This is a genomic window from Pedobacter sp., from assembly GCF_037719805.1.
Lineage (GTDB): Bacteria > Bacteroidota > Bacteroidia > Sphingobacteriales > Sphingobacteriaceae > Pedobacter.
The window spans coordinates 844,737-869,386 of sequence record NZ_JBBJLZ010000002.1 but is presented as its reverse complement, the minus strand read 5'-3'; the positions used below and the strand labels follow the sequence as shown (position 1 = coordinate 869,386).

The window sequence follows — 24,650 nt, the reverse complement described above, 5'->3', positions numbered from 1 at the left end:
CGGTCCAACCTACCATTGTCTTATACTGAAATAAGTTTACATAAGAAGGTTTTATTACTACGCTGTGTTTACAAATATCATTGGCTTTTTTCAAACAATCGACCCTCCTTAACTCTTTGTATAAGAAATTTAAATAGCTTAATTATGGACAGGTTAGTCATTGAGTCTGCTTTATCAGATGTAAACGAAATATTTTTATCAGGGGTGAACGACCCCACTTCACAGCGCCTTGGAATTGTATTGGGTTTTAAAGCCGCAAATATTGATCAGGTACTCAATGCGTTTACAGGTCTTAAAGATATCGTGTGCGATAAAGAAGTCCTATTCGTGATTTGCCAAACACGGATGGCTGGTATCTACGATTTGGAAATTAAAACGGAAGGTTTGGATGAACCTATCAGAATTATGAATAAAGCGATTGACAATGAAACTTTAGGCGGAATTGAAGATAAAGTGAATAGTGGCGCCCAAATTATATTGACTACTAATGTATCTGAAGACGATAACATGATTGAGCTTACCCAGGTGCTGATTAAGGCCTGCAATGAAGTTGCTTAATTGTAACAATTTAAATGCTTTTCAATAAGTGAATTTTGCTTCCGCCAGCAATAGGCGGTGAATTTCATTAGATCGAACCTGTCAGGAGCTGCCCTTGTGCAGCGTAGGCACAATATCGTTGTAACAATATCTGTTTACTTCATCTAAATGACTACAAAATTGCAGCAAGTGTGGAACGGTATAAGTGCCGAAAAATTGTTTTGAGGATTAAACCTAACCAATGGTACTCAGTCATAACGTAAACAAAGCGGCAATTCTAGTTATTATATTATGAAATCAAAATTCTTAACAGGTGCACTCACCGGGTTCTTCTTAACAGGAACTTTAACCTTTGCCCAGGCGCAAAAAATTACCGAATTACAGGAAGTAAGCATTTACGCTCCACAGCTTACAAAAGCTGATGGAAGGAATAGTGAGTGGGCTAATGCCACATTTGCACAAAATAAGGCTACCGGGATCTCCTATCTGATCAGTAACGATGATAAAAACCTTTACTTAATCGTCAGATCAACTGAAGTAGGTAACAATACCAAGATTATGGCTGGTGGAATTACTTTCTCCGTGAATCCTGATGGGAAAAAGAAAGAAAAAGAAAGTATCACATTAACATACCCGCTTATTAACCGCGCTCAATTTAGACGTGGTGGCCAGGGTGGTGGCGGCGGCGGTCGGCCGGCATTTGGCGGAATGGGTGGTGGTATGGGTGCTGGGGGCGTTCAACTAACACCTAAGCAACGCGACTCTACAATGGCGGCAATGCAGAAAACCCAGCTAGCTCTGGTTAAAGAAATTAAGATTAAGGGATTCAAAAAAACTACTGATACCCTTGTGTCAATTTATAATGATATGGGTATTAAGGCTGCAGCCAGCATAGATAAAGACAATGTGTTCTTCTATGAGGCAGCGATTCCCTTTGAGGAATTGGGCCTGACCCTGGACAATGCAAAAGAGTTCGCCTATAATGTAAAATTAAATGGTTTACAACTGCCTGGCATGGACTTCAACCGTGGAGGTGGCGGCGGCGGCGGCGGATTTGGTGGAGGCGGTGGCGGCGGCGGCGGTCAAGTCCAAGTAAGAATGGGCGGCGGAGGTGGCGGTGGACCACGAGGTGGAGGAATAGACTTTCAGGCACTAATAAGTCCAACTGACTTTTGGGGTAAATACACTTTGACTAAAAAATAATCCCAACGGACACCATACCATTTATATCACACATACACACAAATGAATAATTTTTCTAGGACATTAAGATCAGGCTTCGTACTGGTTCTTCTGGTATTTTGCGCTTCAAATCTTTTTGCCCAAACCCCACCACCCCCTCTCCCAACGAGGGAAGTCAGCGGTATAGTTAAGGACAGCACTGATCTGGGCGTTATCGGTGCAACTGTAAGCTTGACTTCTGATAAAGACACCTTGAAAACCAGCACTAACAACGACGGTATATTCATTTTTAAAAACGTCAAGTCTGCAACCTATACGATTTTGGTAACCAGCATAGGCTATACGAATTCCAAGCCAATGCGTTTTAAGCAAAACGATACTACGCCTAGAATCGTCATGGACCCAATTGTTCTGAAGGATGAAAGCAATACGTTGAACACGGTGGTGATCAACGGAACGCCATCTATAACTTACAAGACGGATACAGTAGAGTATAGAGCAAGTGATTATGTGGTTAGAAAAAATGCCACAGTTGATGAACTGTTGAAAAAGATGGAAGGGATGGAAGTCGGGACTGATGGTTCGTTAATTCATCAGGGCCAGGCCGTAACTAAGGCAAAGTTGAACGGAAAGGATTTTGTGGGTGGGGATCTCGCCAATGCGATTAAAAATCTTCCGGCAGAGATCGTAGACAAAATTCAAATGGTTGATGACTATGGTGACCAGGCAGCCCGTACAGGAGTAAAGGATGGTGATCCTCAAAGAATACTAAATATTACGACGAGAACAGATAAGTCGGTTGGTAATATGGCAAATATCAATGTTGCAGGAGGTAGCAACGAACGCTACGACGCCGGTATATTTGCGACCCGTATCAATGGAAACCAAACTATTGGCTTAAACGGTAACTTTAAAAATACTGTTAATGGAGTGAACGGTTCTGATGGGGGAGGCGGCGCTTCCGGAGGTACTACGAGGTCTGGAAACGGATCTCTAAGCGTAAGAGACAAGTTAGGGAAAATAGTAGAATACAATTTGAACTACGGCATCACTGGGAATGACGTAAATGCCATTAGTGATATAGAATCGCTATCATTCGCCATTGATAGTGCAGGTAACCGTGTTCCCATTAATAGAGCGATCACAAGAAACGGTGATAACGACAACAGAACTCACAATTTTAGGCTAGAGCTAGAAGCTAATCTAGATTCACTTAACTTTTTACGGGTCATTCCAACGTTCAGATTCAATTCAACAACGAACATGAATGAGTCGTTTACATTACAAAGAAGTCCAATAGGTAATCAAAATCAGAATACGAAAAACAACAGTAAAAATAAGACTCCTGAATTTGGGGGGTCGTTATTCTACCAACATATTTTTAAGGGAAATAGAAGAAGGAACTTCTCTCTCCAGGCGGATCTAAATTCAAATGATTACGAAGCAGAGCAGAACCAACTGCAAAGAATTGAATACCTCAATGATCCTGCTGATGCGGTTATCAGAGATTCGCTGGTAAATCGCATTGTTGCACGGAACAACTTGCGTAGTAACTACAGGGGAAGCGTTACTTACGTCGAACCACTTTCAGTGAACACACAACTAGAGTTTAACGGGCAATTGAACTATAATGGCTATGACAACAGCGCCGTTACAAGAAACGTGACAGCGACTGGATTCTCGTCAATCATTGATTCATTAAGTAATATCTTCAAATATTCCTTCACACAAGGACGTATTGCTTTAAACTTCAGGTATGGCCTGAGCAGTACCTCCAAGGTTCGCTTTTCAGCGGGAGTAACTGGAGTACCAGCAGTATTATCTGGAACGAAAGTAAGCTTAGGAACTAACATAAATAGAGAGAGTTTTAATGTTATCCCTATTGCGAGATTTGAATATCTTTGGTCAAGGCAACACCGGATGTCGCTAAATTATTCAGGTAATGCCAATGAACCAAGTTTTGAGCAGATTCAACCTGTGCGGGATGTTTCCAATCCGCAAAACCCAGTAATTGGTAATCCAAATCTGCGTGCTACGTTTACACACACGATCAGAGCTGATTATAACAATTACATCGCAAACTCCAGGTTGAACTACAGCGTTAATCTAAACGCCAACTTTACAGAGAACGCTGTTATTAGAAACAATAGTTTAATTAACGATCCGAGCTACATTCCAAGAGCCGGTGAACGTGCTCAGCAAATTACAGAAACTCGCTTTGAGAATGCAGATGGCGTATATCGTCTTAATGGTAATTATTCAATTAGCAAACAACTTGACAATAGAAAGTATAATCTGACCTTTGCTGGTAGAGTTACTTATGACAATGGAGTTTCGGTATACAGAGGGGTTCGAAATCTTTCTAAAAATGTCACTTTTTTCGAGCGGTTTGGCCCTCGAATCAATCCAACCGAATGGTTTGAGATAAACCCTAATATTTCTTACAACCATACTAAACAAACAAACACAGTTTTCTCGAATAACGAGGTGAATACATTGGCTTTAAACGTTGATGGAAGGGTTTACTTATGGCAAACCAATTTGTTCGGTTATAGCGCAAGCAAGAACTTCATTACCGGAATAAGTTCAAACGTAAACAATAACCCTTTGGTTGTAAATATGTATTACGAAAAGGAACTGTTTGAAAGAAGAGGGAAAATAGGACTCCAGGTATTCGACGTTTTTAACCAGAACAATTACATCAATCGTGATCAAAGTACCGATGGAGGTTATACTGATACGAAGTCGAACGCTTTAAGCCGATATTTCATGGTAAGACTTAGCATGAGACTCCAAAAATGGTCGGGCGCAAGAGGACGTAACGGTGGAGATGTTCGAAGAAGAGGTGACGGAAGTTTCCAATAAAATTTCTAAATTGTAGTCCTGTTTTTAACTTGACTAAACACATGCATGGATTTAAGCGCCTGATAGTAATTCTAACCGCTATTGGGTTGTTGGTAGTACTATTTTCCCGCTGTCTCGACACTAGCACTGACGAAGGCTACAAACTGGTGGCTACTGACAGTACAAAAGCAGGCTCGGCAACTTGCATACAATGCCATAAGGCGGTCTATGACAACTACCTGGCTAGTCCGCATCAGAAGACATCCAGACTTATTGAAGGCCATGATCTCTTACAGGCAGACAGTGCAAGGTCCAACCGGTTTTCTTTCGATGATCATCTATCAATCGCTATTGAACGCAGGGATAGTGGATCCTATCAAGTTGCCTATGTGGACGGTGAGGAACAGTTGTCAAGAAGGTTTGATGTTGCTTTTGGATCTGGTAAAGACGCCATTACTTTTGCTACCTGGCGCGGCACAAAGTTGAATCAAATGCAGCTTACTTACTTTAGCAGGATCAAGAGTTGGGCGAATAGCCCGGGTTACCGCGATAAGCAACTTTATTTTTCCAGGCAGATAGATATGAGGTGCTTAGAATGCCACACTTCTTATGCGGAACAAAAGGTGGAATCAAGCGGAACTCTTGTGACCTCCCAGGAATTGGTGAGGAGCTCGGTCGCTTATGGTATTGATTGTGAGCGATGCCACGGGCCAGCTGGAAAGCATGCCGAATTTCAACTTAAGCACCCGGAACAGAAGACTGCCAAATTTATGACCGTCTATAAATCCCTTACCAGAAAACAGAGAACTGATGCTTGTTCCGCTTGTCACTCAGGTAGCGATCGTAAATCGATTAAATCCACCTTTGCGTTCAAAGCGGGGGACAACTTAGATGAATTTATTGATAAAAGCTCTGAAACGGTTCCTGATCCTGACGTTCATGGTCAGCAAATGCAAATGCTGGCTGCGAGTGCCTGTTATATTCAAAGCAAAACGTTGGATTGTAATACTTGCCATACGATTCATGGGGATCAAACTCAGGGCCTAACGGCATATTCGAAGCAGTGTGTTAACTGCCACCAATCAGTGAAGCATTCAGCAAAGACCTTAACAAGTCAAATGGTGGAAACGAATTGTATCGACTGTCATATGCCCCTGAAACCCTCAAAAGCGATTAGTTTCAAACTTCAGGGACAATCAAAAATTGCGGCCTATCTGCTTAGGTCGCACAAAATAGCCGTATACTAAAAAACCCCATGTGACAATAGGGTTGTATAGGTATAGACTAGGAAGTCATTATCTAAAAAGTGAAATCCTCATTTTGAGCTCTTGACACAACCTCTTGGTTCTCTGAGTATTCATAACGTTTTTCAACTACTTCCTGGTGGTTCTTAATATATTCAACAGTTTCATTTAAGCCTTCTGCGAACTTTTCAAAGTCTTCTTTGTAAAGGAAAATCTTATGTTTTACAAATACGCCGTCTTCCAGTCTTTTCTTACTTTCGGTTAAGGTTAGGTAGTAGTCTCCTGATCTTGTCGCTTTTACATCGAAAAAATAAGTTCTTTTTCCGGCCCTTACTTTCTTAGAAAAAACCTCTTCTCTCTCTTTGTTGTCAAATTCTCCCATGGTTGCTATAGCTCTTTGTTATTGGTTTTGGTAAATATAAAGCAATAATTATTAAAGTTCAAAATAGAAATTACACAGAATGGTTTTCCTCTTCCAGTAGTTGATTTTGATACATTTCTGCGTAAGCACCGTCTAACTTTAACAGTTGATCATGAGTTCCTTGCTCTACTAAAGTTCCATTGTCAAGAACAAGGATTTTGTCTGCGTTTTTAATAGTTGAAATCCTATGGGCTATTAGAATACTGGTCTTTCCGTTCATCACTTTACCAAGATTTGTCAAAATCTCTTCCTCAGTTCTAGTGTCTACTGCAGAAAGACAATCGTCGAAGATCAATATTGCAGGTTCCTTAATCAAAGCACGGGCAATCGATACCCTTTGTTTTTGTCCCCCTGAAAGCGTAATTCCCCGTTCGCCTAACATCGTCTCAAACTTGAGCTCGAAATCGATAATGTTGCTATAAACAGCGGCATTTTTAGCTGCCTGTTCCACTTCCTCGTCTTTTACCTGCTCCAATCCAAAGGCGATATTATTCCTGATCGTATCTGAAAAAAGAAATACTTCTTGCGGAACAAAGCCGATTTGGTTTCTAAAACCTTGCAGATTGATCGCTTTAATAGGGGTATCATCGATTAAGATGTCACCGCCATCTACGTCATACATACGCATGATAAGGTTGGCTAAAGTAGACTTTCCAGATCCGGTACGACCGATGATTGCAACAAATTGTCCTGCTTCAATCTGGAAACTTATGTTTTTTAACGCTTGGATACCGGTATCCGGATAGGTGAAACTCACATCTTTAAACTCGACATTTCCCTCAATTTTAATAATGTCATCAGTTGAAGAAACGATATCGGGCTGCAGCTCTAGAAATTCATTGATTCTTTTTTGCGATGCTGATGCGCGTTGTATTAAAGTGGTTACCCAACCGAGCATGGATACGGGGAACGTTAACTGATTCACATACACTATAAACTCTGCTATATTTCCTGGAGTGATGGACCCTTTCATAACTTGTATTCCACCAACATATATAGTAAGTATGGTGCTCAACCCTACAAGTAACAGCATCGTTGGGTAAAAGAGGGCTTGAACCTTTACCAGATTCATCGCGTTCTTTTTATAGGCCTCGCTTTCAGAAGCGAATACAGTTTTAGTATGATCTTCTCTGACATACGATTTTATGACCCGAATGCCAGAAAAACGCTCCTGAACAAAGCTAGACAGTCTGGACAATTGCTCCTGAATCTGCTCGCTCTTGTGATTGATCATGGTATTTACATAGTAGATAATGACTACAAGTATGGGCAATGGCAGTAAGCAAAAAATTGCCAGTGTAACATTGACAGAAAGCATCGCATATATTACCAACAGAAACAGCACTGCGGTATTGATGGCATACATGATCGCAGGGCCCACATACATTCTTACCCTGTTGACATCTTCGGTCGCCCTGTTCATTAAATCTCCGGTGTTGTTCCGGCGATAAAAACCAAGACTTAACTTTTGATAGTGGCCATAGATTTCATTTTTCATGTCATACTCTATATGGCGTGACATCAGAATTATCGTCTGACGCATGAAAAAGAGGAACAAGCCTCTAAGGAGATACAGAAACAGCACTAAAACACCGAAATATAACAGGCTGTAACTAAAAATATCATAGACCACCTCCCGACGGTCAAATCCTTCAAATAAACTATATATAAGGATGTTCTCCGATATTAAATTGAATGCATGGCCGATTACCTGCGCGGGTATGACACCGAAGATGTTTGAAATGACTACGAAGAAGACCCCCGGTATCAACCACCACTTATATTTATAAAAGTATTTGTTTAATATTTTTAGGTGTTTCATGAGTCTGTAAAGTTAGCCAATTGAAACATTAAATTTTTAAAGACTTAAGTTTATGCAATGTAAATATTGTTTTTTTGAGTAGTTTTGCGCAATAGCTGATAACAATCATCATATGTCTGATAATAGTTCTAGTGTACATTCTGTTTTAGATCAAATTGGTGCCTCAGGGCATAAGAAAGTGGTTTATTGTAACGACGCAGATACAGGATTAAGAGCTATAATTGCTATTCACGACACTACATTAGGTCCTGCTCTGGGTGGTACACGTATGTGGAGCTACGCAACAGAAGCCGAAGCCCTTGAAGATGTATTAAGATTATCTAGAGCTATGACTTATAAAGCTGCAATTACCGGTCTTAATCTAGGCGGCGGAAATGCAGTGATCATCGGAGATTCCAGAAAGGGAAAGTCGGAAGCAATGATGAGAAGTTATGGCCGCTTCATCAAAAATCTAAACGGAGAGTTTATTACTGCAGAAGATGTGGGTACCAATACGAGAGATATGGAATATATCCGTATGGAGACTACACATGTTACAGGCGTTCCAGAATCAATGGGCGGTGCAGGTGATCCAGCGCCTACTACTGCAAAAGGAGTCTTCTTAGGTATTAAAGCTTGTGTTAAGGAAGTTTTCGGTACAGATATGCTGGCTGGAAGATCTGTAGTTGTACAAGGAATTGGAAATGTTGGAGCTCACCTGGTAGAGCTGTTAAGAGCTGAAAACGTTGAGGTCTACGTAAGTGATATCGATGAGGAGCGTTTACAGCATGTAGCACGTACCTTTAAAGCCAAGCCAATTGCTGCGGACAAGATCTTTGCACTAAACGCCGATATATATGCTCCATGTGCGCTGGGGGCGACGTTGAACGACAAAACCATCAGTAAGATGAACTTCGCAATTATTGCGGGTTCTGCAAACAACCAGCTTGCTAATGAACAGGTTCACGGTCAACTTTTGCTTGATAAAGGTATTTTGTTTGCACCTGACTATCTGATCAACGCAGGCGGTTTAATCAGCTGTTATTCTGAGCTTACTGGTTACGGTAAAAAGCGTACCATTCAGCTTACAGAGAATATATATAACGCTACACGTGATGTGATCAAAATGTCGAAAAAGGAGAACATCCCTACAGTTTTGGCAGCTAACCGGATCGCAGAACAAAGAATTATTGATATCAAAAAAATAAAATCATCATTTTAAATAACAAGGTAATTTACCACTCGTTCTTACATTCATGTTAAATAGAAGGCACTTAAGAATTAAAGCTTTGCAAAGCATTTTTGCATGGCACATGACCGACAAAAGAGACACTACTTCTTCAAAGAAGCAGTTAATGCAGAACATCGACAATGTATATGAAATGTACATATGGATGCTTTCTCTTTTGGTTGAAGTTACAGAATACACAGAAATAGACGCTGCCGAACGCGCTAACAAACATCTTCCGACAGCTGAAGACTTGAATCCTAATCTTAAACTACTGAACAACAACTTTGCAGTAGTACTCAAGAAAAACCCAGAATTTATCTCTGCTGTTAGCAAATACAAGATTAACTGGATGTCTGATCCAGAATTTGTAAAAGCTATATTCAATACTTTAAAAGTTACTCCGGAATATCTCGCTTACCTTGCAGAGGACAAAGATGGTCTTGAAGATTCTAAAAGCATCATTAAGTTTGTTTTTAGAAAAGTTATTTTGAAGAGCCACAATATCATTCAGGCCTTTGAAGATAAATTCATAAGCTGGTCTGTAGACAAAGAAGTGATGCAGGGTATGGTTGCCAAAACCATTAAAAACTTTACTTCAGAAGATCCCTCTGCTAACAAACTGACTCCTATCAGTCCGGATTGGGAGGAAGATGGAAAGTTTGTTGAAGACCTTTTTGTTTACACCCTAAGAAATGATAAAGAATATCAGGCTTATATTGCAGAGAGAACGAAGAACTGGGAATCTGAGAGGATTGCTTTGATGGATACTATCTTAATGAAAATGGCCATCTGTGAGCTGCTAAACTTCCCCTCGATACCTGTTAAGGTAACGATCAATGAGTATCTTGATCTTTCAAAAGATTACAGTACACCGAAAAGTAATTCTTTCATTAACGGTATCTTAGATAAGATTATGGGAGATCTTAAAAGAAACAACAGTATTAAAAAACTCGGTCGCGGACTTATAGAAGAATAAACATGAAAAAAACCCTGTTATTGGCATTCGCAGCATTATCTCTTGCATCATGTCAACCAAGCACAAAAACTGCTGAAACAATTTCATCAGACAGTACCAGCACTGCTGCTACAGCAACTCCTGCTGTAAAAGCAAGCACTGCAGAGATCTTATTTACTAACGATATTTACAACTTCGGTGAGATAAAAAAAGGTGAAATTGTAACCTACGATTTTAAGTTCAAGAACACCGGTAAAGAACCATTGATCATTAAAGATGCCTTGGCGACCTGCGGTTGTACCGTTCCTGAAATTCCAAAAGAGCCGATTCTTCCTGGAGCTGAAGGCGTACTTAAAGTGGTGTTCAATAGCGCGGGCAAACCTGCTGGGCCATTAAGAAAACAAGTTACAGTAAGTTCAAATGCCCTCAATAGTCCAGTTGCCATTCAGCTTTTAGGTACAATTAAAGAATAACTAATTTATAAACACAATATGATATCAACAATAATCTTGCAAGTGGGTGGCGGTAACATGATTAGTACTTTAGTACCAATGGTGCTAATTATGATCGTTTTCTACTTCTTTATGATCAGACCTCAGGTTAAAAAAGCTAAAGACCACAAAAAGTTGGTTGCAGATCTTAAAAAAGGCGATAAAATAGTAACAACGGCAGGTATTCACGGCCGGATCGTAGACATGAACGAACTTACTTTCTTAATCGAAGTTGAAAGTGGTACTAAGATTCGTTTCGATAAATCTGCTATTTCTTTAGACGCTACAAAAGCTGCAGTTCCTAAAATAGATACCGTTAAAGCATAAGCTTCTTTCAGAATTACAAAGCCGCTTCAATATTTGGAGCGGCTTTTTAGTTTTGTTATTTTTCACTACTTTACAGCCATGCCCCTGATACGACTTACAAAGATCGAGCGAAAGCGTTTTCTGGTAGTAATAACCTGTTTGTTACTGGCAATAGGAGCATGGCTATTCATGGCCCTGAGTAAAAAATACCTTTATACCGCCAAAACGGTACTTTACTATAAAAACTTTCCGTTAAAGAAGGCCTTCCATCCTTTGCAATCGGACACAGTGGATTTGCAGGTGGAAGGCACGGGCTGGCAATTGTTATTTGCAAGGCTAAGGGTCAAGCCACAATCTATATCTATCGACCTCGATAAACTCAATTCAAGGAATTACGTCTTATTCGCTGAACAGCTTGCTAATGTCAATCGTCAGCTGGAAACCTCACAGAAGATTATATCAGTAATCCCTGACACCTTATACTTTGACTTCACTTTGCGGACTGTTAAACGTGTGCCCGTGAAACTGGTTTCTAACATTTCGTTTGTAAAGCAATACGGTATTTCGGGCGATATCTCCATTATTCCGGAGTATGTTACCCTCTCCGGCCCGAATGATAAGTTAGAGAAAATTAGTGAGTGGCCAACTGATACGCTTCAGTTAAAGGATGTCCGCACAACGCGGGTAACACGCGTTGCCATCGCTCAGAATAAAATGAAGAACGTGAGCGTCTTTCCCACTAGTGCTGAAGTAACCGTTCCTGTAGATGAGTTCACAGAGAAAACAATCGAAATACCTGTCAAGGTGATCAATAACAGGCAGTACTACGACGTAAAACTTTATCCTAAAAAAGTAAAGGTTACATTCATGGTTGCGCTTTCTAAGTATCAGCAGATTAATGAAACGTATATTGATGCCGTAGCGGACCTTAATGAATGGAAAATCTCTAATCATAATAAGCTTCGTGTGATTTTAAGCAGGGTTCCTGACTTTTGTAAAGTGGTAAGTATTGTACCTGCTAAAGTTGATTTTATAATTGAGAAGTAATGCTTAAAATAGGAATTACGGGTGGTATAGGAAGTGGTAAAACCACGGTGTGCAAGGTGTTTGAGACCTTAGGTATTCCTGTATTCTATGCAGATACGGTCGCGAAAAGTATTATGGTGGTTGACCCAATGCTTATTACTGGTGTCAAGGAGGCATTCGGTCCCCTAAGCTACTTCGATGACGGTCGTCTTAACAATAAGCATATAGCAAGCATAGTTTTTTCAAACCCTGCAGAACTTGCGAAGTTGAACAACCTGGTCCATCCCGCCGTATTTAGGGCATTTGACAGTTGGGTAGCAGAAGTAGATAGTAAAGCCCCATATATACTAAAGGAGGCGGCACTGTTATTTGAAAGTGAATCTTACAAAATGTGTGACCAAAGTATTTTGGTGATTGCACCACATGAGCTAAAACTGGAACGCGTTGTTGCCCGGGATTCAGTCAGCGCTGATCAGGTTATCGCCAGGATGGATAAGCAGTTTTCTGACGAACAGAAAATAGAATTGGCCGATCATGTCCTATACAACAATGAATCACAATCCGTCATCACCCAGGTAATGGAGCTGCACAAGCTTTTCCTTAACTAATAAACCTTTAATGATTTTAGAAGATTTTATCATCATAGACAAAACAGGTCTGTATTGCCGTTATGGCAACTTTTATTTGGATCCAAAAGAACCGACCATTGATGCTGTTATTTCACATGCGCATGGTGACCATGCAATAGGTGGGCACCAAGCCGTTTACTGTACGGAAGCGACGTCGCTTTTTATGAAGCATAGGTATAAAAAGAATGCCGGAGCAACGTTTAATCTCTCTCCATACCGTGAAAGTTTTAACATCAGAGGCGTCAGCATTACTTTCATACCCGCAGGTCATATGCTAGGTTCCGCAATGATATTAATGGAGTATCAGGGTATAAAATATCTTTATACTGGTGATTATAAATTGCAACCTGATGCGACATGTGAGCCGATTGAGTTCGTCAAGGCGCATGTTTTGATCACAGAAACTACATTTGCAGATTCAAATACTCAACACCCTGACGCAGAAAGCGAGATTCTTAAATTGAACTCCACGCAAAGTAACATCATGCTCGGTGCCTATGTATTGGGGAAGAGTCAGCGGCTTATTGATCTGATGACTAAACACTGCCCGCAAAAGCGCATACTCGTCCATTATAGCATGATGCCTTTTCTAAAGATTTACGAACAAATGGGAATCAACCCCGGGAAGTACGAGATCTACGATAGAAAGGTGATGAAAGCAAACCAGACAAATTTGGTGTATATGGTACCGCCAATGGTGTATAACAGCTACTCGAGAGCAGTAAATGTTGTTCGCGTATTCGCAACTGGTTGGAAGCATCTACAAAAAGGCAACGAAATCCAATTGCTCGTGTCTGACCATGCCGACTGGAATGATATTCTCAAGTCCGTTGAGAATATTGAACCGTTAGAGGTTTGGACCAACCATGGGGATGGGAAGGAACTGAAGTCTCATTTTGAAAACAGGTTAATTGTTAAGTCACTGAACTGATGATTGAGGGTGATGACTATTATCTAAACGAAGAGGGATTTATGGTTTTTACAGAAACATATCACAAAAAACGTGGTTATTGCTGTAAGAATAAGTGTAAGCACTGTCCATGGGATTACGGGAAGATTAAACCCGACAAACCGGAAGGCAATAAGGATCAGGACTAAAGATGAATATACATCAACAGGCAATTGGAAAGCTATTTTTAACGTACAACTGGTATAGTGACAGGCTGAAGAAATCAGTAGCTCCTTATGATATTACTACACAGCAATTCAATGTACTGCGTATTTTACAAGGGCAGTATCCGCGACCGTCTACCGTTAGTTTTGTTAAAGAGACCATGCTGGATAAAATGTGTGATGCTTCTAGAATCGTAGACAGGCTTGTGCAAAAAAAGCTGATCATAAAAGATAACAATTCCCGGGACAAGCGTGCGGTAGACATCATCATCAGCGAAAAAGGATTGTCCCTTTTAGAAAGAATCGATCATGAAGTAAGCATTCCAGACATTATCTCTAAAAACTTAACCTTAAAGGAGGCGCAAGAGCTAAATCAGCTTCTGGATAAGGTCCGCGGCTAAAAGGCGTGCGTGTGGCCTGAACTAAAATAACCGATCAAGGCGATCGAGATCCCCAACAAAACAGCAACCATCTTTCTCTTACTCACTTTGTGTTCAACACTTGACTCGAATAGAATCGTTGTAGAGATATGTAGAAATATACCAATCACTATTCCCATTATTCTGTTGAAGTAATTTTCCACTCCTCCAATGCTGCCGTTGCTGATTCCATTACTAACATAAAACCCAAGAGGTGCCATCACCGCGAAAACGCTGATGTACATAATAATCTTTGTTTTATTGAAATGATTCTGCATTAGAATACTCGCTAATGCAAACGCAGCAGGAATATGGTGTAGCGCAATTCCATAGATTAGCGCGTTATGTTGGTCTTTTGCCAAGGGCATACCTTCTAAAAAAGCATGTAAACATAAACTGATCATTATGCCCCAGGGGAACACCTGGTTTTCATGGTGCTTATGGATGTGTCCGTGTTCCACTCCTTCAGAAAACTGCTCCAGGAACACCTGCAATAGAAAGCCGATCAATATGAAAATGCCGATATCTTCATGTTCACCACCATGGTAAGCATCGGGGATCAGGTGCAAGACGGTGATGGCGAAAAGATAGGCACCACTAAAGGAGAGGATTAGTTTCAGCAACTGCGATTTATCGCTTTTGACAAGAAAGATAGCGGTACCACCAAAAAACGCGCACAGAAAAAGAGTAAGTAACTTCCAGATCTCCATTATATTTTCGTTTGTAGCTTGTTGTATAGTTTAGTCGTTAGCAGGCCAATCATTGTGCCCAGAATAGCGCCAGAGATGACATCTATGGGGTAATGTACACCAACGTAAATCTGAGAAAACGATATTAGGAATGCCCATGCCAAAGCTAAAGGTAAAATTGGTTTCCATCTCCGATAAAAAAGAAAAATCAGAAACACAGCAATTGCAAAATGGTTGGTAGCATGAGCCGAGGGAAAGCTGTAGCCGCTCCCACAGGGAACACGGTGAATTATTTCGTCGGTTAGATTTATGGCGTTACATGGCCTGATCCGACCAACGCTGTATTTAATCAACCTGGAAGCCGTTATATCGCTAATTGCGAAGGAGAGCAAAAGCATTGCAATCATTAACCAGCCTTTTCTTTGATACTCCTTAACGCAAAAAACTATTATAAAAAGATAAAGGGGAGCCCAGAAGTACCTGTTCCGCATCAGTGGTGCCAACCAATCTAAAAAAGGATTTGAAAGCCCCTTGTGGATCATTAAGAATAGATCCACATCAAACTGTTGCAAGCTCTCGATCATTCCTTGGTACAAACTAAGACTAAGCGGTCTGATTTAACCTCATCATAGGGATCAAGTCCATAACTTCCAAACACGTGCTTAATATACAAACCGCTCTTTACACACATCCTTTCAAAATCTGCTAATGTAAAGGCTTGAACTCTCTCTTCAAAGGCATAAGCCTTGCTTTTATGTTCAAAATTTATGTGCTTAATGATCTTACCCTCAGAGACAAACTTATGAAGGTGAAACTCGATACCCTCAACGGTCTTAATCTCCTGATTAGTAAGGTTCTTAAGGATCTTTTGTGTGTTAAAATAATCGATAACTAACGTTCCATCCGACTTAATTCCTTTTCTGAAAGACTTTAAAGCATTGACATGTTCTTTTTCTGTTTCGAAATAACCAAAGCTTGTAAAAAGATTCATTGCAATATCGAAATAGTTAATGAAAGCAAGCTTACGCATATCATGAACAAAAAAGTGTAGATTCTTCTGCTCAAACTGCTGCGCATACTTGATGCTTTGCTCTGAAAGATCAATTCCGGTTACATCATATCCTTTTTTGTTAAGATAAATGGAGTGTCGTCCACGACCACAGGCGATATCGAGAATCTTAGACTGTGCTGGTGGTTTTAAGAATGCAGATAGGTTATCAATCAGGTATTCTGCTTCTTCATCGTTTCGCTGACTATAAAGTATGTGATAAAATGGAGAGTTGAACCAGTACTGAAACCACTTACGCTGCATAGAGCCTTCTTTGAGTATTTTTTAGAAAGCACAAATATAGTATTTGTAACGCATTTGACAGGATTATGCGCCTCTATATGTTATAATCCCTAGGTTTGCTCTTTTTTTGCTAATTTTGAAAAAACTGAATACATTGACTTTAATAAAATCTATCTCTGGCATTAGGGGAACCATAGGCGGCATTGCCGGAAATGGCCTCACTCCAATCGACATCGTAAAATTTACAGCTGCTTATGGTTTCTGGGTAATTAGTAAGACAAATAATCGAAAGATTGTTTTAGGTCGTGATGCCAGGATTTCTGGTGATATGGTAAACAATCTCGTTACTGGCACTTTACAAGGTCTTGGTATCGAGGTTATTGATCTTGGCTTGTCTACAACTCCTACTGTCGAAATTGCTGTTCCGATGGAGCAGGCCGGTGGAGGTATTATTCTGACAGCCAGCCATAATCCTAAACAATGGAATGCTTTAAAACTATTAAACCAGGACGGCGAATTTATAAGTGATGCAGACGGCAAAGAAGTGCTTGATCTGGCGGAGAAGGCCGATTTCAATTTCGCCGAGGTAGATAAGCTTGGTAAAGTGACATTTAATGACAGTTACCTCCAAAAGCATATAGACATCATCTTAAACTTGCCACTTGTAGATGTTGCCGCTATTAAGGCCGCCAATTTTAAGATAGTAATCGATTGTGTGAACTCCACTGGAGGAATATTCGTTCCTGTGTTGTTGAGCGCGTTAGGCGTAGAAACCGTTCATGAGCTGTATTGCGAGCCGAACGGACAATTTCCACATAATCCTGAGCCACTTCCAGAGAATCTAACGGAGATAGCTAAAGTAGTACAAAGCAAAAATGCAGACCTTGGAATAGTCGTGGATCCGGATGTTGACAGACTATGTTTCGTATGTGAAGATGGTTCCATGTTCGGTGAGGAATATACCTTGGTTGCTGTTGCAGACTATATATTGCGCAACACTCCTGGTAATTCAGTCTCGAATCTTTCCTCCACAAGAGCGCTAAGAGATGTAACTGAAAAGGCTGGAGGTAGCTACAATGCAGCCGCAGTAGGGGAGGTGAACGTGGTGAACAAGATGAAAGAGACCAATGCAGTTATTGGTGGAGAAGGCAATGGTGGAATTATCTACCCTGAACTCCATTATGGACGTGATGCCCTCGTTGGTATTGCACTCTTTTTAACTCATCTGGCCAAGTTTGGAAAACAAATTTCTCTTCTGCGCAAAACCTATCCTGAATATTATATCTCTAAAAACAAGATCACATTAACGCCTGAAATGGATATCGATGCCTTGTTGCTAAAGGTGCAAGAGAAGTATAAGAATCAGCCAAATAGTACGATAGATGGGCTAAAGATCGAATTTGAGAAAGAATGGGTTCATTTAAGGCGTTCAAATACGGAGCCTATCATCCGGATTTATAGCGAGGCAGGCAGTGAGACTGTAGCTGAAGCGTTGGCCCGGAAGATCATTTCCGACATAAAAGAAATTCTAAAACTGAGCTAAAATGAATCGAATATATTTAGATAATGCCGCAACTACACCACTCGATCCAATTGTGATTGCCGAGATGGTGAACGTGATGAATACTTACTACGGAAATCCATCGTCGATACATGCACAGGGCCGGGAAGTCCGGACATTGATAGAAAACGCAAGAAAATCTGTTTCCGCGACGTTAAACGCGACGCCTGCAGAAATCTTTTTTACTTCTGGAGGTACTGAGGCCGATAATACGGCAATTCGTTGTGGAATAGCTGCTTTCAACATCAAACATGCAATTACTTCCAAAATTGAACACCATGCTGTGGAGCAGACATTAAAAATGTTGCTAAAAGATGGGACTATAGATAAGCTCAGCTTCGTGAACGTTGATGCTAAGGGCAATATTGATTATGAGCATCTCGAAGAGCTTCTTCAAAACAATGAACGCTCATTTGTATCCTTAATGCAAGCTAATAATGAGCTGGGTACGCTGACTGATATTGACCGCATCGGTGATATTTGTGAGCAATACAACGCGATATACCACTGTGATACCGTGCAAACAATGGGACATTACAAACATGATGTAAGAAAATTGAAAGCTCATTTTATCGTTTGTGCGGCTCATAAATTGCATGGCCCTAAGGGAGTAGGCTTTTTATACGTAAACCATACCGTTAAGATTAGTCCAATGATCTTCGGCGGCGCACAGGAACGTAATATGCGTGGCGGAACGGAAAATGTGTATGGTATTGTAGGTTTAGCCAAAGCTCTTGAAATCGCTTATCGGGAGATGGACAGCCACCAGGCGCATATTCAGGGCTTGAAGGACTACATGAAAGAGAAATTAACGAGGGAAATTTCTGACTTGTTTTTCAATGGAGAAACAGATGCCGATAAAAGCTTGTATACCGTATTAAATGTTTCTTTTCCTGCAATGGATATGTCAGACATGTTGCTTTTCAACCTTGACATAAACGGAATTTCCGCATCAGGAGGCAGTGCATGCTCTTCAGGGTCAAACATTGGTTCTCATGTGCTTACTGGGATAGGCGCAGATCCCAACCGCCCATCTGTCAGGTTTTCTTTCAGCAAGTACAACACCCGGGAAGAGATAGATTTTGTTGTGGAGAAGGTAAAGGAGATTGTTGAGCAGAATGTCGCAGTTTAGTTTTAAAACAATCAGTTAGCTGAGATTGTTATCCCTGTATAATCCATTTATAACTAAACTTTGAATTATGAATACTACAGAGAACGAAGACGACAAAAAGAATATAGCAAGAACGGATATTGATGAAACGCTAGGTGAAACAAATGAGGAATCTACTGGCGAAACTTCAACGGTGAAGGGTACAGAAAGAACATCTTTCTCCGGCGCCCCTAAACGTAAAAGTACATCTTTAGGATCAAGCCATGAGCCAGGTACTACGCCAGGCAGAGAATTTTAAACTATTTATACCATTTTTGAAACACAGTCTTGAAACAAGGCTGTGTTTTTTTGTTTTTGATACCCTATGTGAAAATCTTATATTGCAACTGCATTGTAACACATAGATGATTCAAATAACATGATTAAAAAACTTTTAACCGCTGCAGCACTTGTGGCATCCTTCAGTGTTTCAGCACAGACGGTAGGTAAGATTACCAATCCTGAAGAATGGATTAATCCATTAATGGGTACACTGAGTAAACCTTCTCTTTCAAACGGAAACACGTATCCTTCGATCGCAGTGCCATGGGGGATGAATTTTTGGACACCACAAACAGGTAAAATGGGCGATGGTTGGGCATATACGTATGATGCCGATAAGATCAGAGGTTTCAAGCAAACTCACCAACCTTCACCATGGATGAACGATTATGGACAGTTCTCGATCATGCCAGTAACCGGCAAGAAAAGATTTGTTCAGGATGAAAGAGCCAGTTGGTATTCCCACAAAGCAGAAGTTGTTAAACCATATTACTATAGTGTTTATCTGGCTGATGCTGATGTTACCACAGAGATCACACCAACTGAAAGAGCTGCACAATTCCGCTTCACTTTCCCTAAAGCAGATACATCGTTTGTAGTTGTTGATGCTTTTGACAAAGGATCATACATTAAGATCATTCCTGGAGAGCGCAAAATCGTTGGTTACAGCACCAGACACGCGCATAAAGTTCCTGCAAACTTCAAGAATTACTTCGTTATTTACTTTGACAAACCGTTCCTCTCCGCTGATGGCTGGAAAGGTGCAGAGCTTTTAAAAGGAGAAATGGAAGTCAAAGCCGATCACTCGGGCGCTATTATCGGTTTCAAAACCGCAAAAGGTGAGCAGGTGAACATGAAAGTTGCTTCTTCGTTTATCAGCATTGAGCAGGCAGACATCTCTTTGAAGCGCGAATTGGCTAATGACAGCTTTGACGCTACAAAAGCAAAAGCAAAAGCAATCTGGAATAAGACGTTGAGTAGAGTGAGTGTTGAAGGCGGTACTATAGATCAGACCCGTACTTTCTACTCTTGTTTGTACCGTACTTTGTTCTTCCCGAACAAGTTGTATGAAATGGATGCTAACAATAAAATAATGCACTGGAGCCCATATAACGGCAAAGTTCTACCAGGCTATATGTTTGCTGGTACAGGATTCTGGGATACCTTCAGAGCTTTGTATCCTTTCTTAAACTTAATGTATCCATCCATCAATAAAGAGATGCAAGAAGGTTTAGCCAATGACTATAAAGAAGGTGGTTTCCTTCCAGAATGGTCTAGTCCTGGTTACTCGAACATCATGGTTGGTAACAACAGTGCTTCAGTAGTTTCAGACGCATATATTAAAGGAATGCGTGGTTACGACATTAACACTTTATGGTCTGCTCTTAAAAACGGTGCGAATAACGAAGGACCTGAAGGTACTGGTCGTACAGGTGTTAAGTACTACAATGATTTAGGTTACGTACCTTATGATGTAAAAATCAATGAGAATGCTGCAAGAACATTGGAGTATTCTTACGATGACTTTGCTATCTATCAATTGGGTAGAGCGTTAGGTAAGCCAGCTTCGGAGATTGAGATCTTCAAAACCCGTGCGATGAACTACAAAAAACTATTTGATCCTGCTTCCGGATTAATGCGTGGTAAAAATGCAGATGGAAAGTTCCAGTCTCCATTTAACCCATTCAAATGGGGTGATGCATTTACTGAAGGTAACAGCTGGCACTATTCCTGGTCGGTATTTCAGGATATTGATGGCTTATCTAAGTTAATGGGTGGTAAAGATAAGTTTGTTCAGAAGTTAGATTCTGTATTCTCCTTGCCTCCTGTATTTGATGATAGCTATTATGGTGGTGTTATTCACGAGATCCGTGAGATGCAGATTGCCAACATGGGTCAGTATGCTCATGGTAATCAGCCGATTCAGCACATGATTTATTTATACAACTATGGCGGTGCGCCTTGGAAAACTCAGTATTGGGTTCGCGAAACGATGAACAGGATGTATAAAGCTACACCTGATGGCTATTGTGGAGATGAAGATAATGGTCAGACTTCTGCATGGTATGTCTTCTCTGCTTTAGGATTCTATCCGGTAACACCTGCTACAGATCAATACGTACTGGGAGCACCCTTGTTCAAAAAGGTGACCATCAGTTTGGAGAACGGTAAGCAAATTGTGATAAATGCACCAAAGAATAGCGATGAGAACAGATATGTAAACGCGTTGAAGTACAATGGCAGCGTGCAGAGCAAAAGCTGGTTGAGCCACGCTAACTTGTTAAAAGGGGCAGTGCTTGACTTTGACATGATTGGTACGCCAAACAAAACAAGAGGTGCTAAGGAAACAGATTTCCCGTACTCTTTGTCTACGGAGAAATAATACGGTTTGTTATCAACATGATAACGGATCGTCATATTATAACCTCGTCATCCTGAATTTATTTCAGGACCTCGACCTTGCTAATCTGAGGTACCGGCCTTCGCCGGCATGACGTATGGCAAAACCGCATGACGTGCTTTATAAAGCCCCTTTCAAAGTTGAAAGGGGCTTTTTTTACAACCTAAACGCTCAACCAAACCTCATTTTCCACCATACCATGAACAGACTGCTACTCCTAATCACTCTGACGTTTGTCGCTCTAACCACCAAAGCGCAACAGGTCGACACACTTATTCGGATGGCCGCTTACAAATCCTACTATTCTTACCAGGTGAAAAGTCCTTTATACGTCACCTATACCCTCTCAAAAGGTGGAGGCGACTGTAACCGTGCCAAGTTTAGCTTCAAGAAATGTGGCATAAAAACAGCGGATGATGATGACTACTCTGAAACTGGCTACGATAAAGGCCATCTCGCGAACGCGGAAGACTTTGCCTACAACTGCAGCCTCGATAAAGAGACTTTTTGCTACTACAACTGCGTACCGCAAACCACAAAACTAAACAGAGGGATCTGGAAAACATGGGAAACAAAAGTCAGGAAACTTTCACAGTCTAAGCCCGTATTCGTTATTGCCGGCGCAATCTACACTAACAAACTTTTAAAGAAAGGTCATTCTGTAGTAACGCCAGATTATTGCTACAAGATCATTGTAGATCCACCCACTGGAAATATTATCCATTGCCTGTTGTTTCCAAACGACAACAGTGGGAGGGTGGAAGCACTTAGCTTAACCGCTTTAAAGGCGAAGCTGAAATATCCATTAGTGCCTTGAAAGGCTAGTTCTTAACCATTCTCAAAAAAGAAGTCAACTTCGCCTTCATCTCTCTACGGTCCACAATAAAGTCCAGGAAGCCGTGCTCTAATACAAACTCTGCAGTCTGAAAGCCTTTAGGCAAATCCTTTTTAATGGTTTCCTTGATTACCCTCGGACCGGCAAACCCGATCAAAGCACCCGGCTCAGCAACATTGATATCGCCCAGCATTGCATAAGATGCAGTGACGCCACCAGTTGTAGGATCGGTTAATAATGAAATGTATGGTATTTTAGCCTGACTTAACAGCGCTAATTTTGCTGATGTCTTTGCCATTTGCATTAACGAAAACGCCGCTTCCATCATTCTTGCGCCACCTGATTTTGAGATCATCAGGAAGGGTATGTTATGTTTTATTGAATAGTCAATTGAACGTGCAATTTTCTCACCTACAACGGAGCCCATTGAACCACCTATGAAGTTAAAATCCATACAGGCGATCACAAGGTCTTCGCCATCAACCTTTCCGTGTCCGGCTCTGATCGCATCTTTTAAACCTGTTTTAGCTTGACTTTCGAGCAGTCTATCAGCATAAGGCTTGGTATCTGTAAACTGTAAAGGATCACCTGATGTCAAGTTCGCGAAGAGCTCAGTAAACTGGTTGTCGTCAAAAAGGACCTGAAAATACTCTTTACTGCCAACCCTTAAATGGTAATCACAATACTGGCAAACGTATTTATTTTCCAAAAGGTCTGCAGTGTGAAGTGCTTTTTTACAATTCGGACACTTGTTCCATAAACCGTCTGGAGCTTCCTTTTTCTCTTCGGTAGATGTACTGATACCTTTCTTTTCTCTCTTAAACCAAGCCATGTTATTTCCTGAAAAATGCGAGTACAAAGAAACAAAAAAAATCAATAGTAAATGGCCGGACTTATCGTGTTTGTCAGATGCGTTCTAAATGACAGAAATAATGACGTTTACACTTGTCCAAAGTGATATTTTTCCTAACTTCGGCTTATATATAAATTATTAAAGATGAGTTTAAAAGGCTATAAAGGCGTAATTTACGGAGATGCTGTTCAAGAGTTATTTGAGCAGGCTAAAAAACACCAGTTTGCATTACCTGCGGTTAACGTTACAGGAACCAATACCATCAATGCGGTAATGGAAACTGCTAAGGCAGTTAATTCGCCAGTAATTATTCAGTTGTCTAACGGTGGAGCGCAGTTCTACGCTGGTAAAACCTTAAACAACGATAACCTTAATGCATGTGTATTAGGAGCGGTTTCTGCTGCTAAACATGTTCATTTATTGGCTGAGCACTATGGTGTTGCCGTTATTTTGCATACTGACCACGCTGCTAAAAAACTGTTACCATGGATTGACGGATTGTTAGATCATGGAGAAAAGTTCTTTGCTGAAACAGGGAAACCATTGTTTTCATCTCACATGTTAGACCTGTCTGAAGAGTCTATCGAAGAGAATATGGAGATCTGTGTGAAGTACTTTGAGCGCATGGCGAAGATAGGTATGACCATTGAAATTGAACTTGGTGTTACAGGTGGAGAAGAAGATGGCGTTGATAACAGCGATGTTGACAGCTCTAAATTATACACTCAACCATCTGAAGTTGCATATGCTTACGAAGAATTGAGTAAAGTAAGTGACAAGTTTACTGTTGCTGCGGCATTCGGTAACGTTCACGGTGTTTACAAACCAGGCAATGTTAAGTTACAACCGGTTATTCTAAAGAATTCTCAGGACTACCTTAAAGAGAAGCTGAATTTAACTGCTGAGAAGCCGATCAATTTTGTATTCCATGGTGGTTCAGGTTCTTCTCAGGAAGAGATCAGAGAGGCTATTTCTTATGGAGCAATCAAAATGAACATCGATACGGATATGCAATGGGCATTCTGGGAAGGTATCTTAGATTACTATAAAGCAAACGAAGGTTATCTTCAAGCGCAAATCGGTAATGTTGATGGAGATGATAAGCCAAACAAAAAATACTATGATCCTCGCGTATGGTTGCGTAAAGGTGAAGAGCAATTCGTTGCACGTTTAAAACAAGCATTCGAAGATCTTAACTGTAAAGACGCCAGCGATAAAATATAATCGTTTCTATTGAAAAAGCGTCGTAGAAGAACTCTACGACGCTTTTTCTATTAATGCACGAGTCATCAATTGCCATCATCAACCGTCATTATCGTCATCCTGAATTTATTTCAGGACCTCAGACTTGCTCTTCCGAGATTCTGAAATAAATTCAGGATGACGGCT

Annotated in this window: 25 protein-coding genes; 19 read left to right on the top strand and 6 right to left on the bottom strand. The window is 40.7% G+C overall.

Translation table 11 applies throughout. The annotated features are described in order from the left end of the window. The first annotated feature begins 144 nt into the window (after nucleotides 1-144). From WKF66_RS08795 to WKF66_RS08780, 4 genes are all read left to right on the top strand, one after another. Nucleotides 145-558, top strand: a complete 414-nt coding sequence (locus WKF66_RS08795; RefSeq protein WP_489674059.1) for a hypothetical protein — start codon at nucleotides 145-147, stop codon at nucleotides 556-558. A 270-nt stretch (nucleotides 559-828) separates the two neighbouring features. Further along, nucleotides 829-1,740, top strand: a complete 912-nt coding sequence (locus tag WKF66_RS08790) for a hypothetical protein (protein WP_489674058.1) — start codon at nucleotides 829-831, stop codon at nucleotides 1,738-1,740. 42 nt (nucleotides 1,741-1,782) lie between these two features. Beyond that, nucleotides 1,783-4,584 (top strand): outer membrane beta-barrel protein, encoded by a 2,802-nt coding sequence (locus tag WKF66_RS08785; protein ID WP_489674057.1) that lies wholly within the window; start codon nucleotides 1,783-1,785, stop codon nucleotides 4,582-4,584. 41 nt (nucleotides 4,585-4,625) lie between these two features. Beyond that, complete coding sequence (locus WKF66_RS08780) at nucleotides 4,626-5,810, top strand: multiheme c-type cytochrome (protein WP_489674056.1); 1,185 nt, start codon at nucleotides 4,626-4,628, stop codon at nucleotides 5,808-5,810. A 52-nt stretch (nucleotides 5,811-5,862) separates the two neighbouring features. Here the strand turns inward: WKF66_RS08780 and WKF66_RS08775 are convergent, their stop codons facing one another. Both WKF66_RS08775 and WKF66_RS08770 read right to left on the bottom strand, forming a co-directional pair. Beyond that, nucleotides 5,863-6,189: a DUF3276 family protein gene (locus WKF66_RS08775; protein ID WP_489674055.1), complete on the bottom strand. Its 327-nt coding sequence runs from the start codon at nucleotides 6,187-6,189 to the stop codon at nucleotides 5,863-5,865. A 70-nt stretch (nucleotides 6,190-6,259) separates the two neighbouring features. Then, nucleotides 6,260-8,050: an ABC transporter ATP-binding protein gene (locus WKF66_RS08770; protein WP_489674054.1), complete on the bottom strand. Its 1,791-nt coding sequence runs from the start codon at nucleotides 8,048-8,050 to the stop codon at nucleotides 6,260-6,262. A gap of 112 nt (nucleotides 8,051-8,162) precedes the next feature. Between WKF66_RS08770 and WKF66_RS08765 the strand changes: the two genes are divergently transcribed. The 9 genes from WKF66_RS08765 (at nucleotide 8,163) to WKF66_RS08725 (ending at nucleotide 14,181) form a co-directional block, all read left to right on the top strand. Next, a complete protein-coding gene (locus tag WKF66_RS08765; protein WP_489674053.1) occupies nucleotides 8,163-9,251 on the top strand; it encodes a Glu/Leu/Phe/Val family dehydrogenase in 1,089 nt (362 codons plus the stop codon). Nucleotides 9,252-9,342: 91 nt separating this feature from the next. Further along, on the top strand, nucleotides 9,343-10,236 hold the full coding sequence (nusB, locus tag WKF66_RS08760; protein ID WP_489674052.1) for a transcription antitermination factor NusB: 894 nt from the start codon (nucleotides 9,343-9,345) through the stop codon (nucleotides 10,234-10,236). A 2-nt stretch (nucleotides 10,237-10,238) separates the two neighbouring features. Beyond that, nucleotides 10,239-10,688: a DUF1573 domain-containing protein gene (locus WKF66_RS08755; RefSeq protein ID WP_489674051.1), complete on the top strand. Its 450-nt coding sequence runs from the start codon at nucleotides 10,239-10,241 to the stop codon at nucleotides 10,686-10,688. An 18-nt stretch (nucleotides 10,689-10,706) separates the two neighbouring features. Continuing rightward, entirely contained in the window at nucleotides 10,707-11,033 is a 327-nt protein-coding gene (yajC, locus tag WKF66_RS08750) for a preprotein translocase subunit YajC (protein ID WP_489674050.1), read from the top strand. 78 nt (nucleotides 11,034-11,111) lie between these two features. Then, on the top strand, nucleotides 11,112-12,059 hold the full coding sequence (locus tag WKF66_RS08745; RefSeq protein WP_489674049.1) for a CdaR family protein: 948 nt from the start codon (nucleotides 11,112-11,114) through the stop codon (nucleotides 12,057-12,059). Continuing rightward, complete coding sequence (gene coaE, locus WKF66_RS08740; RefSeq protein ID WP_489674048.1) at nucleotides 12,059-12,646, top strand: dephospho-CoA kinase; 588 nt, start codon at nucleotides 12,059-12,061, stop codon at nucleotides 12,644-12,646. The genes WKF66_RS08745 and coaE overlap by 1 nt, the downstream gene beginning before the upstream one ends. A 10-nt stretch (nucleotides 12,647-12,656) precedes the next feature. Further along, nucleotides 12,657-13,598, top strand: a complete 942-nt coding sequence (locus WKF66_RS08735; RefSeq protein ID WP_489674047.1) for an exonuclease — start codon at nucleotides 12,657-12,659, stop codon at nucleotides 13,596-13,598. Continuing rightward, a complete protein-coding gene (locus tag WKF66_RS08730) occupies nucleotides 13,598-13,765 on the top strand; it encodes a C1orf53 family protein (RefSeq protein ID WP_489674046.1) in 168 nt (55 codons plus the stop codon). Before WKF66_RS08735 ends, WKF66_RS08730 begins: the two co-directional genes overlap by 1 nt. Nucleotides 13,766-13,767: 2 nt before the next feature. Continuing rightward, nucleotides 13,768-14,181, top strand: coding sequence for a MarR family winged helix-turn-helix transcriptional regulator (locus WKF66_RS08725; protein ID WP_489674045.1), 414 nt, complete (start codon nucleotides 13,768-13,770; stop codon nucleotides 14,179-14,181). On the opposite strand, the gene WKF66_RS08720 is transcribed toward WKF66_RS08725, so the two are convergent. The 3 genes from WKF66_RS08720 to WKF66_RS08710 are packed head-to-tail and all read right to left on the bottom strand — an operon-like array spanning nucleotide 14,178 to nucleotide 16,200. Then, nucleotides 14,178-14,909 carry a ZIP family metal transporter gene (locus WKF66_RS08720; protein WP_489674044.1) on the bottom strand — a complete coding sequence of 244 codons (732 nt, stop codon included), beginning with the start codon at nucleotides 14,907-14,909 and terminating at the stop codon, nucleotides 14,178-14,180. The genes WKF66_RS08725 and WKF66_RS08720 overlap by 4 nt on opposite strands. Further along, nucleotides 14,909-15,472, bottom strand: coding sequence for a phosphatase PAP2 family protein (locus WKF66_RS08715; protein WP_489674043.1), 564 nt, complete (start codon nucleotides 15,470-15,472; stop codon nucleotides 14,909-14,911). The genes WKF66_RS08720 and WKF66_RS08715 overlap by 1 nt, the downstream gene beginning before the upstream one ends. Beyond that, the gene (locus tag WKF66_RS08710; protein ID WP_489674042.1) at nucleotides 15,469-16,200 is read right to left on the bottom strand and encodes a class I SAM-dependent methyltransferase; all 732 of its coding nucleotides are present in this window, start codon (nucleotides 16,198-16,200) and stop codon (nucleotides 15,469-15,471) included. The genes WKF66_RS08715 and WKF66_RS08710 overlap by 4 nt, the downstream gene beginning before the upstream one ends. 133 nt (nucleotides 16,201-16,333) lie before the next feature. Between WKF66_RS08710 and glmM the strand changes: the two genes are divergently transcribed. The 5 genes from glmM (at nucleotide 16,334) to WKF66_RS08685 (ending at nucleotide 22,390) form a co-directional block, all read left to right on the top strand. Further along, nucleotides 16,334-17,722 carry a phosphoglucosamine mutase gene (gene glmM / locus WKF66_RS08705; protein ID WP_489674041.1) on the top strand — a complete coding sequence of 463 codons (1,389 nt, stop codon included), beginning with the start codon at nucleotides 16,334-16,336 and terminating at the stop codon, nucleotides 17,720-17,722. Nucleotide 17,723: 1 nt separating this feature from the next. Continuing rightward, nucleotides 17,724-18,872, top strand: a complete 1,149-nt coding sequence (locus WKF66_RS08700; RefSeq protein WP_489674040.1) for a cysteine desulfurase family protein — start codon at nucleotides 17,724-17,726, stop codon at nucleotides 18,870-18,872. Between the two features lie 67 nt (nucleotides 18,873-18,939). Beyond that, nucleotides 18,940-19,149 carry a hypothetical protein gene (locus WKF66_RS08695; RefSeq protein WP_489674039.1) on the top strand — a complete coding sequence of 70 codons (210 nt, stop codon included), beginning with the start codon at nucleotides 18,940-18,942 and terminating at the stop codon, nucleotides 19,147-19,149. Between the two features lie 120 nt (nucleotides 19,150-19,269). Beyond that, entirely contained in the window at nucleotides 19,270-21,555 is a 2,286-nt protein-coding gene (locus WKF66_RS08690; protein ID WP_489674038.1) for a GH92 family glycosyl hydrolase, read from the top strand. Between the two features lie 115 nt (nucleotides 21,556-21,670). Then, complete coding sequence (locus WKF66_RS08685; protein WP_489674037.1) at nucleotides 21,671-22,390, top strand: DNA/RNA non-specific endonuclease; 720 nt, start codon at nucleotides 21,671-21,673, stop codon at nucleotides 22,388-22,390. 4 nt (nucleotides 22,391-22,394) lie between these two features. Here WKF66_RS08685 and accD read toward each other — a convergent pair whose 3' ends face one another. Then, the gene (gene accD / locus WKF66_RS08680) at nucleotides 22,395-23,240 is read right to left on the bottom strand and encodes an acetyl-CoA carboxylase, carboxyltransferase subunit beta (protein ID WP_489674036.1); all 846 of its coding nucleotides are present in this window, start codon (nucleotides 23,238-23,240) and stop codon (nucleotides 22,395-22,397) included. A 165-nt stretch (nucleotides 23,241-23,405) separates the two neighbouring features. On the opposite strand from accD, the gene fbaA reads away from it, so the two are divergent. Beyond that, a complete protein-coding gene (fbaA, locus tag WKF66_RS08675; protein ID WP_489674035.1) occupies nucleotides 23,406-24,485 on the top strand; it encodes a class II fructose-bisphosphate aldolase in 1,080 nt (359 codons plus the stop codon). Nucleotides 24,486-24,650: the final 165 nt, after the last annotated feature.

Bases quoted from the DNA above. Each gene is read 5' to 3' on its own strand.
- WKF66_RS08780 (WP_489674056.1), top strand. From the start codon at position 4,626: ATGCATGGATTTAAGCGCCTGATAGTAATTCTAACCGCTATTGGGTTG.
- WKF66_RS08695 (WP_489674039.1), top strand. From the start codon at position 18,940: ATGAATACTACAGAGAACGAAGACGACAAAAAGAATATAGCAAGAACG.
- WKF66_RS08775 (WP_489674055.1), bottom strand. From the start codon at position 6,189: ATGGGAGAATTTGACAACAAAGAGAGAGAAGAGGTTTTTTCTAAGAAA.
- yajC (WP_489674050.1), top strand. From the start codon at position 10,707: ATGATATCAACAATAATCTTGCAAGTGGGTGGCGGTAACATGATTAGT.
- WKF66_RS08735 (WP_489674047.1), top strand. From the start codon at position 12,657: ATGATTTTAGAAGATTTTATCATCATAGACAAAACAGGTCTGTATTGC.
- WKF66_RS08710 (WP_489674042.1), bottom strand. From the start codon at position 16,200: ATGCAGCGTAAGTGGTTTCAGTACTGGTTCAACTCTCCATTTTATCAC.
- WKF66_RS08715 (WP_489674043.1), bottom strand. From the start codon at position 15,472: ATGATCGAGAGCTTGCAACAGTTTGATGTGGATCTATTCTTAATGATC.
- WKF66_RS08790 (WP_489674058.1), top strand. From the start codon at position 829: ATGAAATCAAAATTCTTAACAGGTGCACTCACCGGGTTCTTCTTAACA.
- WKF66_RS08730 (WP_489674046.1), top strand. From the start codon at position 13,598: ATGATTGAGGGTGATGACTATTATCTAAACGAAGAGGGATTTATGGTT.
- coaE (WP_489674048.1), top strand. From the start codon at position 12,059: ATGCTTAAAATAGGAATTACGGGTGGTATAGGAAGTGGTAAAACCACG.
- WKF66_RS08690 (WP_489674038.1), top strand. From the start codon at position 19,270: ATGATTAAAAAACTTTTAACCGCTGCAGCACTTGTGGCATCCTTCAGT.
- WKF66_RS08770 (WP_489674054.1), bottom strand. From the start codon at position 8,050: ATGAAACACCTAAAAATATTAAACAAATACTTTTATAAATATAAGTGG.
- WKF66_RS08755 (WP_489674051.1), top strand. From the start codon at position 10,239: ATGAAAAAAACCCTGTTATTGGCATTCGCAGCATTATCTCTTGCATCA.
- WKF66_RS08795 (WP_489674059.1), top strand. From the start codon at position 145: ATGGACAGGTTAGTCATTGAGTCTGCTTTATCAGATGTAAACGAAATA.
- nusB (WP_489674052.1), top strand. From the start codon at position 9,343: ATGACCGACAAAAGAGACACTACTTCTTCAAAGAAGCAGTTAATGCAG.
- WKF66_RS08785 (WP_489674057.1), top strand. From the start codon at position 1,783: ATGAATAATTTTTCTAGGACATTAAGATCAGGCTTCGTACTGGTTCTT.
- WKF66_RS08725 (WP_489674045.1), top strand. From the start codon at position 13,768: ATGAATATACATCAACAGGCAATTGGAAAGCTATTTTTAACGTACAAC.
- WKF66_RS08720 (WP_489674044.1), bottom strand. From the start codon at position 14,909: ATGGAGATCTGGAAGTTACTTACTCTTTTTCTGTGCGCGTTTTTTGGT.
- WKF66_RS08765 (WP_489674053.1), top strand. From the start codon at position 8,163: ATGTCTGATAATAGTTCTAGTGTACATTCTGTTTTAGATCAAATTGGT.
- fbaA (WP_489674035.1), top strand. From the start codon at position 23,406: ATGAGTTTAAAAGGCTATAAAGGCGTAATTTACGGAGATGCTGTTCAA.
- WKF66_RS08700 (WP_489674040.1), top strand. From the start codon at position 17,724: ATGAATCGAATATATTTAGATAATGCCGCAACTACACCACTCGATCCA.
- WKF66_RS08745 (WP_489674049.1), top strand. From the start codon at position 11,112: ATGCCCCTGATACGACTTACAAAGATCGAGCGAAAGCGTTTTCTGGTA.
- WKF66_RS08685 (WP_489674037.1), top strand. From the start codon at position 21,671: ATGGCAAAACCGCATGACGTGCTTTATAAAGCCCCTTTCAAAGTTGAA.
- accD (WP_489674036.1), bottom strand. From the start codon at position 23,240: ATGGCTTGGTTTAAGAGAGAAAAGAAAGGTATCAGTACATCTACCGAA.